Origin of the sequence: Yersinia sp. KBS0713 (assembly GCF_005937895.2) — a bacterium.
In the GTDB taxonomy this organism is placed as follows: Bacteria; Pseudomonadota; Gammaproteobacteria; order Enterobacterales; family Enterobacteriaceae; genus Yersinia; species Yersinia bercovieri.
In genome coordinates this window covers 3,690,748-3,705,056 of sequence record NZ_CP042173.1, presented here as the reverse complement: position 1 = coordinate 3,705,056, position 14,309 = coordinate 3,690,748, and the positions used below count along the sequence as shown (strand labels likewise).

Below are 14,309 nucleotides of genomic sequence, written 5' to 3'. Positions count from 1 at the left end.
TATGGTTGATTATCAGGGTAAAAAAGTGGTCATTATCGGGCTGGGGCTAACCGGCCTCTCCTGCGTTGATTTCTTTATGGCGCGCGGTGTGACGCCGCGTGTGATGGATACCCGAATCAACCCTACTGGGCTGGATAAATTACCCGAAAATATCGAGCGCCATGTGGGTGATTTGAATGCGCAGTGGCTGCTAGAGGCGGATTTGATTGTCGCCAGCCCCGGTATTGCACTGGCGCATCCGGCGTTAAGTGATGCCGCTGATGCGGGCGTTGAAATTGTCGGTGATATCGAACTGTTCTGCCGTGAGAATCAAGCACCGGTGGTAGCGATTACTGGCTCTAATGGCAAAAGCACTGTGACCACGTTGGTAGGCGAGATGGCAAAAGCGGCGGGTTGGCAGGTTGGCGTCGGTGGCAACATCGGCGTTCCGGCCCTCACGCTGTTGAAACAAGAGAACCAATTGGTGGTGCTAGAGCTGTCCAGCTTCCAGTTGGAAACCACCTCGAGCTTGCGGGCCAGTGCGGCCACCATACTGAACGTGACGGAGGATCACACTGATCGTTATCCGTTCGGTTTGCAGCAGTATCGCGCAGCTAAACTGCGGGTGTATGAAAACGCTAAAGTTTGTGTCGTGAATGCCGATGACGCGCTGACGATGCCCGTGCGTGGTGCTGATAGCCGCTGTATCAGCTTTGGGGTCGATGTAGGTGATTACCACCTCAACAAGCAGCAGGGCGAAATTTGGCTGCGAGTACGGGGTGAGAAAGTGTTGAATACCCGTGAGATGAAACTCACCGGGCGTCATAACTACACCAATGCGCTGGCGGCGTTGGCGCTGGCTGATGCTGTGGGTATCCCGCGCTCATCTAGCTTGACAGCATTGACGACATTTACCGGTCTGCCGCACCGCTTCCAACTGGTGTTTGAGCACAATGGCGTGCGCTGGATTAATGATTCGAAAGCCACCAATGTGGGCAGCACTGAAGCGGCGTTAGATGGCTTACAGGTGGATGGCACCTTGCATTTATTGCTGGGCGGCGATGGTAAATCCGCTGATTTCTCTGGCTTGACGCGCTTTTTGCAGGGCGACCACATCAAAATTTACTGCTTTGGCCGTGATGGTGAAGAACTGGCTGAACTGCGCCCTGAGGTCTCGCAACTGACCGAGACAATGGAGCAGGCAATGGTACTGCTGTCGAAGAGCCTGGCACCGGGTGACATGGTGTTGTTGTCACCCGCTTGCGCCAGTCTGGACCAATTCCGCAGCTTCGAGCAACGTGGTGATGAGTTTGCTCGTTTGGCAGAGGAGTTGGGCTGATGCGCATGCCGGGGCTAGGGCTGTTTAATACCCTAAAGCATTTTGTGATGGGATCGCGGGAGAGCGACACCACCAGTATGGTGCTTTACGACAGAACCTTGCTGTGGCTGACATTCGGTTTGGCGATTATCGGTTTTGTGATGGTGACATCGGCTTCAATGCCGATTGGTCAGCGTCTGGCCAGTGACCCATTCCTGTTCGCTAAACGTGACGCGCTCTATTTGGCGCTAGCGTTCGGTCTGTCACTGGTGACGTTGCGCATCCCGATGGCGGTCTGGCAGCGCTACAGCAATGTTATGTTATTGATTTCGCTGGTAATGCTGCTGGTGGTGTTGGTTGTGGGTAGCTCGGTCAACGGGGCATCACGCTGGATTGCTTTGGGGCCGCTACGTATTCAGCCGGCAGAGTTATCCAAGCTGTCGCTCTTTTGTTATCTGGCGAGCTATTTGGTACGTAAGGTTGAGGAGGTCCGCAGCAACTTTTGGGGCTTCTGTAAACCGATGGGTGTGATGGTCATTCTGGCGGTGTTACTGCTGGCGCAGCCCGATTTAGGCACCGTGGTGGTGCTGTTTGTTACCACACTGGCGATGCTATTTTTGGCTGGAGCCAAAATGTGGCAGTTTCTGGCAATTATCGGTTCCGGTGTCTTTGCGGTTTGTCTGCTGATTGTTGCCGAACCCTACCGTATGCGCCGTGTTACCTCGTTCTGGAATCCGTGGGCTGATCCGTTCGGCAGCGGGTATCAGTTAACCCAGTCGCTGATGGCTTTTGGGCGCGGTGAGTTCTGGGGGCAGGGCCTGGGGAATTCAGTGCAGAAACTGGAGTATTTACCGGAAGCGCATACCGACTTCATTTTCTCGATTTTAGGTGAAGAACTCGGGTATTTCGGTGTGGTTCTTGCATTGTTAATGGTATTCTTCGTCGCTTTTCGTGCTATGTCCATTGGGCGTCGCGCATTAGAGATAGATCAGCGATTTTCTGGCTTTTTGGCCTGTTCGATTGGCGTCTGGTTTAGTTTTCAGGCACTGGTTAACGTTGGGGCTGCGGCTGGGATGTTGCCGACCAAAGGTTTGACATTGCCACTGATCAGTTACGGTGGTTCGAGCCTGATTATTATGTCAACCGCGATAGTGCTGTTGTTACGTATTGATTTTGAAACACGTTTGGCAAAAGCCCAGGCGTTTGTAAGGAGTGCCCGATGAGTGGCAAGACCAAGCGTTTAATGGTGATGGCCGGTGGTACTGGGGGGCATGTCTTCCCCGGTTTGGCCGTGGCACATCATCTGATGGCGCAAGGCTGGCAGGTGCGTTGGTTAGGCACCGCAGACCGAATGGAAGCGTCATTGGTACCCCAACATGGAATTGAGATCGATTTTATCCAGATTTCTGGTTTGCGCGGCAAGGGGCTGATGGCTCAATTGACGGCACCGGTGCGAATTTATCGTGCGGTGCGTCAGGCGAAGAAAATCATGCGTGATTATCAGCCTGATGTGGTGCTGGGTATGGGGGGGTATGTTTCCGGCCCCGGTGGTTTGGCCGCCTGGCTGTGTGGTATCCCGGTGGTACTACATGAGCAAAACGGCATTGCGGGGTTGACCAACCGCTGGCTGGCGCGAATTGCGAAGCGAGTTTTGCAGGCATTTCCGGGCGCATTCCCCGATGCAGATGTGGTAGGTAATCCGGTTCGCACCGATGTGTTGGCATTACCATTGCCAGCAGAGCGCTTGGCGGGCCGCGAGGGGCCGATTCGCGTATTGGTTATCGGTGGCAGTCAGGGCGCACGGGTACTGAATCAAACCATGCCGCAGGTTGCCGCGACACTGGGTGAACAGGTCACTGTTTGGCATCAGGTGGGTAAAGGCGCACTGCCCGACGTACTGCAGGCTTACCAGCAAGCAGGGCAGGGCGATAAGCATCAAGTTGTCGAGTTTATCGATGACATGGCTGCCGCCTATGCCTGGGCTGATGTGGTGGTTTGCCGCTCAGGTGCACTGACCGTCAGCGAAGTGGCTGCCGCAGGGTTACCGGCGATTTTTGTGCCATTTCAGCATAAAGATCGGCAGCAGTACTGGAATGCCTTGCCGCTGGAAAAAGCAGGGGCGGCCAAAATTATCGAGCAGCCGCAATTTACTGCGCAAGCGGTTAGCGGCCTACTCGCTGAGTGGGATCGCACGACTTTATTGACGATGGCTGAGCGGGCAAGAGCCGTGGCTATCCCTGACGCGACAGAGCGCGTGGCGGCTGAAGTGGTCGCTGCCAGTAAGTGAAATAGATTGAGATAATGAATGGCTGGCAGCGAATGCTGGTCATGGATGTGTAACAAACAAAAAAGTGAAGAGAAACGTGAATACACAGCAACTGGCGAAACTACGTACTATCGTGCCCGAGATGCGTCGCGTCCGGCACATTCACTTTATTGGCATCGGTGGTGCCGGTATGGGTGGTATCGCTGAAGTGTTGGCAAACGAAGGTTATCAGATTAGCGGTTCAGATTTGGCACCCAACCCGGTAACTCAGCATTTGGCTTCATTGGGCGCGCAGATCTATTTTCATCACCGCCCAGAGAATGTGCGGGATGCCAGTGTGGTGGTGGTTTCAACGGCAATTTCTGCGGATAACCCCGAGATTGTCGCGGCTCGCGAGGCGCGTATTCCGGTGATCCGCCGCGCAGAAATGTTGGCTGAACTGATGCGTTATCGCCATGGGATTGCCGTTGCTGGCACCCACGGTAAAACCACCACCACAGCCATGGTTTCCAGCATTTATGCCGAAGCGGGTTTAGATCCAACGTTTGTGAATGGTGGACTGGTTAAAGCGGCGGGTACGCACGCGCGTTTAGGCTCTAGTCGTTATCTGATAGCAGAAGCGGATGAAAGCGATGCATCCTTCCTGCATTTGCAACCGATGGTGGCGATTGTCACCAATATCGAAGCTGACCACATGGATACCTACCAGGGCGACTTCGAGAACTTAAAACAGACATTTATTAACTTTTTGCACAATTTGCCATTCTATGGCCGTGCCGTGATGTGTATCGATGATCCCGTGGTGCGCGAGTTGTTGCCACGTGTTGGCCGCCATATCACCACTTATGGCTTCAGTGATGATGCCGATGTGCAGATCGCCAGTTATCGTCAGGAAGGCCCACAGGGGCACTTCACACTCAAGCGCTTGGATAAGCCATTGATGACGGTGACCTTGAATGCACCGGGGCGTCACAATGCGCTGAATGCCGCAGCGGCGGTTGCGGTGGCGACGGAAGAGGGCATTGAAGACGATGACATCTTGCGCGCATTGGCAGGATTCCAGGGGACGGGGCGTCGTTTTGATTTCCTTGGCAACTTCCCACTGGCACCGGTCAACGGCAAAGAGGGCAGCGTGATGCTGGTGGATGATTACGGCCACCACCCAACGGAAGTGGATGCCACAGTTAAAGCGGCACGAGCTGGTTGGCCGGATAAACGCATTGTGATGGTTTTCCAGCCGCATCGTTATACCCGCACCCGCGACCTGTATGACGATTTCGCTAATGTGCTATCGCAAGTTGATGTTTTGCTGATGTTGGATGTGTATGCCGCGGGTGAAACGCCGATCCCTGGCGCTGATAGCCGCTCGTTATGCCGCACCATCCGTAACCGTGGCAAGTTAGACCCGATTTTGGTTTCAGACAGTGAAACCGTACCAGAAGTGTTGGCGCAAGTGCTGAATAGCGATGATCTGATTCTGGTTCAGGGCGCAGGTAACATTGGTAAAATTGCCCGTAAATTGGCTGAGCTTAAATTGCAGCCACAGATAAAAAACGAGGAACATCATGGCTGAGAAAGTTGCGGTACTGCTGGGGGGGACCTCTGCCGAACGTGAAGTGTCATTGCTATCCGGTCAGGCCGTTTTAGCGGGCCTGCGAGAAGCCGGTATCGACGCCCATGGCATTGATACTAAAGAGTTCCCGGTAACTCAGCTTAAAGCGCAGGGCTTTGATAAGGTGTTTATCGCCTTACATGGCCGTGGTGGCGAAGATGGCACCTTGCAAGGGGTTTTGGAGTTTCTTGGCCTGCCTTATACCGGCAGCGGCGTGATGGCCTCCGCTCTAACCATGGATAAATTGCGCACTAAATTAGTGTGGCAGGCTCTGGATTTACCGATTTCGCCTTATGTAGCGCTGAATCGTCAACAGTTTGAAACACTTTCGTCAGAGGAGTTGGCGGCACGTGTCGCTAAGCTTGGCCTGCCATTAATCGTGAAGCCCAGCCATGAGGGCTCCAGTGTCGGCATGAGCAAGGTGGATCACGCCAATGAGCTACAGGGCGCGCTGGTTGAGGCGTTCCGCCATGACACTGATGTGCTGATTGAGAAATGGTTGAGCGGCCCGGAATTTACCGTTGGGATCCTTGGTGATGACGTTTTACCGTCGATCCGTATTCAAGTACCGGGCGTGTTTTATGACTATGAAGCCAAATATTTGTCAGATGAGACACAGTACTTCTGCCCAAGTGGCCTGAGCACTGAGTTGGAGCAGCAATTAGCCGCATTGGCATTGCGGGCTTATCAGGCGCTGGGTTGCAGCGGTTGGGGGCGTGTTGATGTCATGCAAGATAGCGACGGCAATTTCTACCTGCTTGAAGTGAATACTTCACCGGGTATGACCAGCCACAGTTTAGTGCCGATGGCGGCCCGCCAACATGGGTTGAGTTTCTCCCAGTTAGTGGCCCGAATTCTGACGTTGGCTGACTGAGATGTCGCAAGCTGCCCTCAATGCGCGTGAACGTGCGGCGGAAAACACCGCAGCCCGGCGCAGTAACGGAGGCCAATTGGCGGGTATGGTTTTCCTGCTGATGGTGCTTGGGACCATACTCTGGGGCGGTTGGGTAGTAGTGGGTTGGATGAAGGATGCCAGCCGACTGCCGCTGTCGAAACTGGTGGTGACCGGTGAGCGCCATTACACCACCAATGATGATATTCGCCAGGCGATTCTGGCATTGGGCGCACCGGGTACCTTTATGACGCAGGATGTGAACATCATCCAGCAACAGATTGAGCGGTTACCTTGGATTCAGCAGGCCAGTGTGCGTAAACAGTGGCCGGATGAGCTGAAAATCCATCTGGTGGAGTATGTGCCCTTTGCCCGCTGGAATGATTTGCATATGGTTGATGAGCAGGGGCGGTCATTCAGTGTGCCCTCTGAGCGCATTGGTAAACAGCAATTGCCACTACTGTATGGCCCGGAAGGCAGTGAACAGGATGTTCTGGAAGGCTATCGGGCAATGAGCAAGGTGTTAGCGGCCAGCAAGTATCAGCTAAAAATGGCGGCAATGAGCGCCCGGCATTCTTGGCAGTTGGCCTTAGATAATGATGTTCGGCTGGAGCTGGGTCGGGATGACCGGATGGGGCGTTTACAACGTTTCATCGAGTTATACCCGTTGTTGCAACAGCAGCCAGATAAACGCGTCAGTTATGTAGATTTGCGCTATGAGACAGGGGCGGCAATAGGTTGGGCTCCGGTATTCATCGGCAGTCAGGGTGGTGAGCCACCCATAAATGGCCAGCAGAACAGTAATCCGCAACAGAATCAGGCACAGGCAAAACAACAATGATCAAGTCGACGGACAGAAAACTGGTAGTAGGTCTTGAGATCGGAACGGCAAAGGTCTCCGCATTGGTAGGGGAAGTTCTGCCCGATGGCATGGTCAATATTATTGGGGTAGGCAGCTGCCCATCCCGTGGCATGGATAAGGGTGGGGTTAACGACCTTGAATCGGTAGTGAAATGCGTTCAGCGCGCTATCGATCAGGCTGAGTTAATGGCAGATTGCCAAATTTCATCTGTCTATTTGGCGTTATCGGGCAAACATATCAGTTGTCAGAATGAAATAGGGATGGTTCCTATTTCAGAAGAAGAAGTAACTCAGGAAGATGTAGAGAACGTAGTGCATACCGCGAAGTCGGTACGTGTGCGTGATGAGCATCGTATCCTGCACGTTATTCCGCAGGAGTATGCCATCGATTATCAGGAGGGCATCAAAAATCCTGTTGGTCTTTCTGGCGTGCGGATGCAGGCCAAAGTGCACCTGATTACCTGCCATAACGATATGGCAAAAAATATCGTCAAAGCGGTGGAACGTTGTGGCCTTAAAGTGGACCAACTTATTTTCGCCGGTTTGGCAGCAAGTTATGCTGTATTGACGGAAGATGAACGTGAGCTGGGTGTCTGTGTGGTCGACATCGGCGGTGGCACCATGGATATGGCGGTTTATACCGGTGGCGCATTACGGCACACCAAAGTTATCCCTTACGCCGGGAACGTGGTCACCAGCGACATAGCTTATGCCTTCGGTACACCGCCAACAGATGCGGAAGCGATTAAAGTTCGGCACGGCTGTGCGCTCGGGTCGATAGTCAGCAAGGATGAAAGTGTAGAAGTGCCAAGTGTTGGCGGACGCCCTCCTCGTAGTCTGCAAAGACAGACGCTCGCTGAGGTTATAGAACCACGCTACACCGAGTTGCTGAATTTAGTTAACGACGAGATTTTACAATTGCAGGAGCAACTGCGTCAGCAAGGCGTGAAGCACCATCTGGCAGCCGGTATCGTGCTGACTGGCGGCGCGGCACAAATTGATGGTCTGGCTGAATGCGCACAGCGGGTGTTCCATGCCCAGGTTCGCATCGGTCAACCGCTCAATATCACCGGGCTGACGGATTATGCACAGGAACCTTATTACTCCACTGCTGTTGGATTATTGCATTATGGTAAAGAGTCTCATCTCAGTGGTGAGTCAGAAGTAGAAAAACGTGCCTCAGTGGGCAATTGGTTTAAACGTATCAATAGCTGGCTGAGAAAAGAGTTTTAATGTTTCAACAAAGAGATCAAGCTGAACATATTTTTTGATCTCGAAGCGACAGGCACAAAACGGAGAGAAACTATGTTTGAACCTATGGAACTAACCAATGACGCGGTGATTAAAGTCATCGGCGTCGGTGGTGGCGGTGGTAATGCCGTCGAACACATGGTGCGCGAGCGCATCGAAGGTGTTGAATTCTTCGCCGTTAATACAGACGCTCAGGCGCTACGTAAGACGGCTGTTGGCCAAACCATCCAGATTGGTAGCGGTATTACCAAAGGTCTCGGTGCTGGCGCGAACCCAGAAGTGGGCCGCAATTCAGCCGAAGAGGACCGTGAAGCTCTGCGTGCTGCCCTTGAAGGCGCGGACATGGTCTTTATCGCGGCAGGTATGGGCGGTGGTACTGGTACTGGTGCTGCCCCTGTTGTGGCCGAAGTGGCAAAAGAACTGGGTATTTTGACAGTTGCCGTGGTGACTAAGCCTTTCAATTTTGAAGGCAAAAAACGCATGGCGTTCGCTGAGCAAGGTATTGCTGAGTTGTCCAAACATGTGGACTCACTGATCACTATCCCGAACGATAAGTTGCTGAAAGTTCTGGGTCGTGGCATCTCTTTACTGGATGCATTCGGTGCGGCTAACGACGTACTGAAAGGCGCTGTTCAGGGTATCGCTGAGCTTATCACCCGCCCTGGTCTGATGAACGTCGACTTTGCTGACGTGCGCACAGTGATGTCCGAAATGGGTTATGCCATGATGGGCTCCGGTGTGGCTTGCGGTGAAGATCGTGCGGAAGAAGCTGCAGAAATGGCGATCTCCAGCCCGTTACTGGAAGATATCGACCTATCTGGTGCTCGTGGCGTGTTGGTCAACATCACCGCTGGTTTTGATTTGCGTTTAGATGAGTTCGAAACTGTGGGTAACACCATTCGTGCATTTGCGTCCGACAATGCGACCGTGGTTATCGGTACATCGTTGGACCCAGAAATGAACGATGAATTGCGTGTCACTGTGGTGGCGACCGGTATCGGCATGGACAAACGTCCTGAAATCACGTTGGTTACCAACAAGCAGACTCAGCCTGTGATGGACCATCGTTACCAGCAGCATGGCATGTCACCTCTACCTCAGGAAGTTAAACCTGCGGCTAAAGTGGTCAATGACCCAACTGCTCAAACCAATAAAGAGCCCGATTATTTGGATATTCCGGCATTTTTGCGCAAGCAAGCCGACTAATTTCCGAAAATATTGGAATCTCCGCTCTTTGTGCTAAACTGTCCCGCCGATCTTGTTATAAGCTAGGTCGGTAGGATGGATAACATTGCGAGATAAAACGATGATCAAACAAAGGACTTTAAAACGTATTGTTCAGGCGACTGGCGTCGGTTTGCACACCGGTAAAAAAGTCACGCTGACAATGCGACCCGCGCCGGCTAATACCGGGGTCATCTATCGTCGCACTGACTTGAATCCACCGGTTGATTTCCCGGCAGATGCAAAATCCGTGCGTGATACCATGCTCTGTACTTGCCTGGTCAATGAGCATGACGTGCGTATTTCTACTGTTGAGCATCTCAACGCTGCTTTGGCAGGGTTAGGGATTGATAACATTATTATTGAAGTTAACGCTCCCGAAGTACCGATTATGGACGGTAGTGCCAGTCCATTCGTGTACTTGCTGTTAGATGCTGGCATCGAAGAGTTAAACTCTGCGAAGAAATTCCTGCGTCTAAAAGAGACAGTGCGGGTTGAAGACGGTGATAAATGGGCTGAATTGTCTCCATTCAATGGATTCCGTTTAGATTTCACCATTGATTTTAATCACCCGGCGATTGACTCAAGTACTCAACGTTACCGTCTGGATTTCTCGGCCGATTCATTCGTCCGCCAAATCAGTCGAGCACGTACTTTTGGTTTCATGCGTGATATCGAGTATCTACAGTCCCGTGGTTTGTGCCTGGGCGGTAGTTTCGATTGTGCCATCGTGGTTGATGATTACCGCGTATTAAATGAAGATGGCCTGCGCTTCGAAGATGAGTTTGTTCGTCACAAAATGCTGGACGCGATTGGCGACCTGTTTATGTGTGGCCATAATATTATTGGCGCATTTACTGCGTACAAATCAGGTCATGCGTTAAATAACAAGCTATTGCAGGCTGTGTTAGCTAAGCAAGAAGCTTGGGAATTTGTGACGTTCCAAGACGAAGCCGAAATGCCATTGGCATTCAAAGCACCGTCTACGGTATTAGCTTACTAAGGCTATTTATCACCATCACTTTTGGTTGCGTTGGCACTCTCTCCGGCCAACGCAGCTAATCGTTCCAATATTGTCCTCAGTTTCTCAGGGCTACGGCTCGCTAATCCTCTTAATTCCTTAGCACTTTCCAAACTTAAGTGGCGTAATGGCGGAGATTTCCCAGGATTTTCCGACGATTTTGCGGCATCTTGCGTCATGTTATGACCCTTAGCCATTAACGATGGATTAATCCTGATGTCGATTGAAGACAATGATGGTAGAATTTGCGCTCGTAGTGCAGAAAGTAAAGCGGGTTGCTCATAGCGTAAGCGCATTAACCAGCTGGCATTCGCGGTTTCTAGCACTAAAATACTCTGTCGATAGTTAGCAACACGGCACCACGGCTGTAATTGTGAAGGGAGCAATCCTTTTACCGCACGGTTAAGTTTTAACAGTGCAGTCGCGCGTTGTTGTACGTTATGTAGCGGTCCATTTTCTGCTGCAACCGCATCATCGAACAGAACATCTAATAATTGTGGGCGGTTTTCACGCATTGACAAGGCTCCGGCGGATTTTAAACTCGTGATCGGTATTCTAAATCGTTGGCGACAATTTGGTAGACGTTATTTCTGGCCGCATCTCTTATTGGGGATGGTCGCGGCGAGTCTTGGCGTGCCTTCAAATCTGTCTGGCGTGCCAGATCAAACCGCGATACCTAATACATCGTCAAGCCAAAGCCGTCAGAATCATGCTGCGACAAACTTTAACAGTTTAGCATTGTTGCATGATATACATCGCCGTCCTTCAATCAGCGTAGACTATTGGCAGCAGCATGCACTGCGGACGGTTATTCGTCACCTCTCATTTGCGTTGGCACCCCAAGCGGCTTATGCCCGAGTGCAGGAAGTTACAGAGGTCGAACAGATAGAACCATCACAAATTCAGCAGCTTGCGTTGCTGGATACACTGAACGCCCTCCTGACGCACGAGTTTAAGCCACCCGCGATCATTCGTTATACCGAGCAGGTTAAACGGCCTGTTCTTTCGTTACACAAACCTGGGCTTTGGCTTGCACAAGTGCAAGGCATCCGCGCCGGGCCTGCCAATTTCAGCTAATTATTCCCTTTTTCTACCCCCATTTTATGTAACCTTTGACCGTCGGTTTGGTGGTCTTGTAAGAGATATTAAGAATCATGCTAATTAAATTATTAACCAAAGTTTTTGGCAGCCGTAACGATCGTACCCTGCGCCGCATGCGCAAAGTGGTTGAGCTAATCAACCGCATGGAGCCTGAAGTTGAAAAACTGACTGATGCTGAATTACGCGCCAAAACAGACGAGTTTCGTGAGCGCCTGGCAAAAGGTGCGGTGCTGGAAACCTTGATTCCTGAGGCGTTTGCTGTGGTGCGCGAGGCCAGTAAGCGTGTGTTTGGTATGCGTCACTTCGACGTACAATTGCTCGGCGGTATGGTACTGAATGAGCGTTGCATCGCCGAAATGCGTACTGGTGAAGGTAAAACTCTGACGGCAACGCTGCCCGCTTACCTCAATGCGTTAAGTGGCCGTGGTGTTCATGTGGTTACTGTCAACGACTATTTGGCTCAACGTGACGCCGAAAATAACCGTCCATTGTTCGAGTTCCTTGGTCTGAGTGTTGGTATCAACCTGCCGAATATGACGGCACCGGCCAAGCGTGCGGCTTATGCTGCTGACATCACTTACGGTACGAACAACGAATACGGTTTTGACTATCTGCGCGATAACATGGCATTCAGCCCTGAAGAGCGTGTACAGCGTAAGCTGCATTATGCGCTGGTAGATGAGGTTGACTCCATCTTGATCGATGAAGCCCGTACTCCGCTGATTATCTCTGGCCCAGCCGAAGATAGCTCCGAGATGTATATTCGGGTTAACAAACTGATTCCAAAACTGATTCGTCAGGAAAAAGAGGACTCAGATACCTTCCAGGGTGAAGGCCACTTCTCAGTGGACGAAAAATCACGTCAGGTTCACCTGACAGAACGTGGTTTGATTCTGATTGAGCAAATGTTGGTAGAAGCGGGCATTATGGAAGAGGGAGAGTCACTCTATTCTCCAACTAACATCATGTTGATGCACCACGTCACGGCAGCGCTGCGCGCGCATGTATTGTTTACCCGCGATGTCGATTACATTGTGAAAGACGGCGAAGTTATCATCGTTGACGAACACACCGGTCGTACCATGCAAGGGCGTCGCTGGTCCGATGGCCTGCATCAGGCTATTGAAGCCAAAGAGGGCGTGGAAATCCAGAACGAGAACCAGACGCTGGCTTCCATCACCTTCCAGAATTACTTCCGCCTGTACGAAAAATTGGCCGGTATGACCGGTACAGCAGATACCGAAGCATTTGAATTTAGCTCAATCTACAAGCTGGATACCATTGTTGTACCTACTAACCGTCCAATGATTCGTAAGGATTTGGCTGATTTGGTCTATATGACCGAGCAGGAAAAAATCGGCGCGATCATTGAAGATATCCGTGAACGTACCGCCAATGGTCAGCCTGTATTGGTCGGGACCATCTCGATTGAGAAATCTGAAGTGGTATCCGCTGAGTTAACTAAAGCGGGTATTGAACACAAAGTTCTGAACGCCAAATTCCACGCCATGGAGGCGGATATCGTTTCCCAAGCGGGTCAACCGGGGGCGGTTACTATCGCAACCAACATGGCCGGCCGTGGTACTGACATCGTGTTAGGTGGCAGCTGGCAGAGTGAGATTGCCTTGCTCGAAGATCCAACTGAAGAGCAAATCGCTGCCATCAAAGCTGCATGGCAGATTCGTCATGATGCGGTTCTGGCCTCCGGTGGTTTGCACATTATTGGTACTGAGCGTCATGAGTCACGCCGTATCGATAACCAGTTGCGTGGTCGTGCGGGTCGTCAGGGTGATGCGGGTTCTTCACGCTTCTACCTGTCTATGGAAGATGCATTGATGCGTATTTTTGCCTCCGACCGTGTGTCTGGCATGATGCGTAAACTGGGTATGAAACCGGGCGAAGCCATTGAGCATCCATGGGTAACCAAGGCCATTGCTAACGCACAGCGTAAAGTTGAAAGCCGTAACTTCGATATTCGTAAGCAATTACTGGAATATGATGATGTTGCCAGTGACCAGCGTCGCGCTATCTACAGCCAGCGTAACGAGCTGTTAGATGTGTCCGACGTCAGCGAAACCATCAACAGTATCCGTGAAGATGTCTTTAAAACGGTTATTGATGGCTACATTCCAACCCAGTCACTAGAAGAGATGTGGGATGTTGAAGGGTTAGAGCTGCGCCTGAAAAATGATTTCGATCTTGATATGCCGATTGCAAAATGGCTGGAAGATGAGCCGCAACTGCATGAAGAGACATTACGTGAGCGCATTCTTCAACAGGCGATCGAAGTTTATCACCGCAAAGAGGAGGTTGTTGGCGTTGAAATGATGCGCAACTTCGAAAAAGGCGTGATGCTGCAAACGCTCGATTCCTTGTGGAAAGAGCATTTGGCTGCGATGGACTACCTGCGTCAAGGTATCCATTTACGTGGTTATGCGCAAAAAGATCCTAAGCAAGAATATAAGCGCGAATCCTTCGCTATGTTTGCCGCCATGCTAGAATCACTGAAATATGAAGTGATTAGCGTGCTGAGCAAAGTACAGGTGCGGATGCCTGAAGAGGTAGAAGCGCTGGAAGTACAACGTCGTGAAGAAGCTGAGCGTTTGGCTAAACAGCAACAACTGAGCCACCAGTCTGACAACAGCGCATTGATGTCACAGGAAGAGATCAATGTTGCCGCCAACCTTGAGCGCAAAGTGGGTCGTAACGATCCGTGTCCATGTGGCTCAGGCAAAAAATACAAACAGTGCCATGGTAGCCTACAGTAATATTTAGGCCACGGTG

Annotated in this window: 12 protein-coding genes; 11 read left to right on the top strand and 1 reads right to left on the bottom strand. The window is 51.5% G+C overall.

The window, feature by feature from the left end:
* Window position 1: 1 nt before the first annotated feature.
* The 9 genes from murD (at window position 2) to lpxC (ending at window position 10,406) form a co-directional block, all read left to right on the top strand.
* Window positions 2–1,318: a UDP-N-acetylmuramoyl-L-alanine--D-glutamate ligase gene (murD, locus tag FFE93_RS17670; protein WP_138775685.1), complete on the top strand. Its 1,317-nt coding sequence runs from the start codon at window positions 2–4 to the stop codon at window positions 1,316–1,318.
* A complete protein-coding gene (gene ftsW / locus FFE93_RS17665) occupies window positions 1,318–2,520 on the top strand; it encodes a cell division protein FtsW (protein WP_032898080.1) in 1,203 nt (400 codons plus the stop codon). The genes murD and ftsW overlap by 1 nt, the downstream gene beginning before the upstream one ends.
* Window positions 2,517–3,584 (top strand): undecaprenyldiphospho-muramoylpentapeptide beta-N-acetylglucosaminyltransferase, encoded by a 1,068-nt coding sequence (gene murG, locus FFE93_RS17660; protein ID WP_138775683.1) that lies wholly within the window; start codon window positions 2,517–2,519, stop codon window positions 3,582–3,584. Before ftsW ends, murG begins: the two co-directional genes overlap by 4 nt.
* A 76-nt stretch (window positions 3,585–3,660) precedes the next feature.
* The gene (murC, locus tag FFE93_RS17655) at window positions 3,661–5,136 is read left to right on the top strand and encodes a UDP-N-acetylmuramate--L-alanine ligase (protein WP_005275228.1); all 1,476 of its coding nucleotides are present in this window, start codon (window positions 3,661–3,663) and stop codon (window positions 5,134–5,136) included.
* The gene (locus FFE93_RS17650) at window positions 5,129–6,049 is read left to right on the top strand and encodes a D-alanine--D-alanine ligase (protein ID WP_032898077.1); all 921 of its coding nucleotides are present in this window, start codon (window positions 5,129–5,131) and stop codon (window positions 6,047–6,049) included. Before murC ends, FFE93_RS17650 begins: the two co-directional genes overlap by 8 nt.
* Before the next feature lies 1 nt (window position 6,050).
* A complete protein-coding gene (gene ftsQ / locus FFE93_RS17645; protein ID WP_005275222.1) occupies window positions 6,051–6,908 on the top strand; it encodes a cell division protein FtsQ in 858 nt (285 codons plus the stop codon).
* Complete coding sequence (ftsA, locus tag FFE93_RS17640) at window positions 6,905–8,161, top strand: cell division protein FtsA (protein WP_002210431.1); 1,257 nt, start codon at window positions 6,905–6,907, stop codon at window positions 8,159–8,161. Before ftsQ ends, ftsA begins: the two co-directional genes overlap by 4 nt.
* A gap of 72 nt (window positions 8,162–8,233) precedes the next feature.
* Complete coding sequence (gene ftsZ / locus FFE93_RS17635) at window positions 8,234–9,385, top strand: cell division protein FtsZ (RefSeq protein ID WP_004389003.1); 1,152 nt, start codon at window positions 8,234–8,236, stop codon at window positions 9,383–9,385.
* Between the two features lie 100 nt (window positions 9,386–9,485).
* Window positions 9,486–10,406, top strand: coding sequence for a UDP-3-O-acyl-N-acetylglucosamine deacetylase (lpxC, locus tag FFE93_RS17630; protein WP_004389005.1), 921 nt, complete (start codon window positions 9,486–9,488; stop codon window positions 10,404–10,406).
* 2 nt (window positions 10,407–10,408) lie between these two features.
* On the opposite strand, the gene FFE93_RS17625 is transcribed toward lpxC, so the two are convergent.
* Window positions 10,409–10,939 carry a DUF721 domain-containing protein gene (locus FFE93_RS17625; RefSeq protein ID WP_186367670.1) on the bottom strand — a complete coding sequence of 177 codons (531 nt, stop codon included), beginning with the start codon at window positions 10,937–10,939 and terminating at the stop codon, window positions 10,409–10,411.
* Between the two features lie 28 nt (window positions 10,940–10,967).
* Between FFE93_RS17625 and secM the strand changes: the two genes are divergently transcribed.
* Window positions 10,968–11,501: a secA translation cis-regulator SecM gene (gene secM, locus FFE93_RS17620; RefSeq protein ID WP_005275218.1), complete on the top strand. Its 534-nt coding sequence runs from the start codon at window positions 10,968–10,970 to the stop codon at window positions 11,499–11,501.
* A 77-nt stretch (window positions 11,502–11,578) separates the two neighbouring features.
* On the top strand, window positions 11,579–14,293 hold the full coding sequence (gene secA, locus FFE93_RS17615; protein ID WP_005275216.1) for a preprotein translocase subunit SecA: 2,715 nt from the start codon (window positions 11,579–11,581) through the stop codon (window positions 14,291–14,293).
* Window positions 14,294–14,309: the final 16 nt, after the last annotated feature.

Coding starts and splice junctions, on each gene's coding strand:
- lpxC (WP_004389005.1), top strand. CDS start 9,486: ATGATCAAACAAAGGACTTTAAAACGTATTGTTCAGGCGACTGGCGTC.
- FFE93_RS17625 (WP_186367670.1), bottom strand. CDS start 10,939: ATGCGTGAAAACCGCCCACAATTATTAGATGTTCTGTTCGATGATGCG.
- ftsQ (WP_005275222.1), top strand. CDS start 6,051: ATGTCGCAAGCTGCCCTCAATGCGCGTGAACGTGCGGCGGAAAACACC.
- secA (WP_005275216.1), top strand. CDS start 11,579: ATGCTAATTAAATTATTAACCAAAGTTTTTGGCAGCCGTAACGATCGT.
- ftsA (WP_002210431.1), top strand. CDS start 6,905: ATGATCAAGTCGACGGACAGAAAACTGGTAGTAGGTCTTGAGATCGGA.
- FFE93_RS17650 (WP_032898077.1), top strand. CDS start 5,129: ATGGCTGAGAAAGTTGCGGTACTGCTGGGGGGGACCTCTGCCGAACGT.
- murG (WP_138775683.1), top strand. CDS start 2,517: ATGAGTGGCAAGACCAAGCGTTTAATGGTGATGGCCGGTGGTACTGGG.
- murD (WP_138775685.1), top strand. CDS start 2: ATGGTTGATTATCAGGGTAAAAAAGTGGTCATTATCGGGCTGGGGCTA.
- ftsW (WP_032898080.1), top strand. CDS start 1,318: ATGCGCATGCCGGGGCTAGGGCTGTTTAATACCCTAAAGCATTTTGTG.
- ftsZ (WP_004389003.1), top strand. CDS start 8,234: ATGTTTGAACCTATGGAACTAACCAATGACGCGGTGATTAAAGTCATC.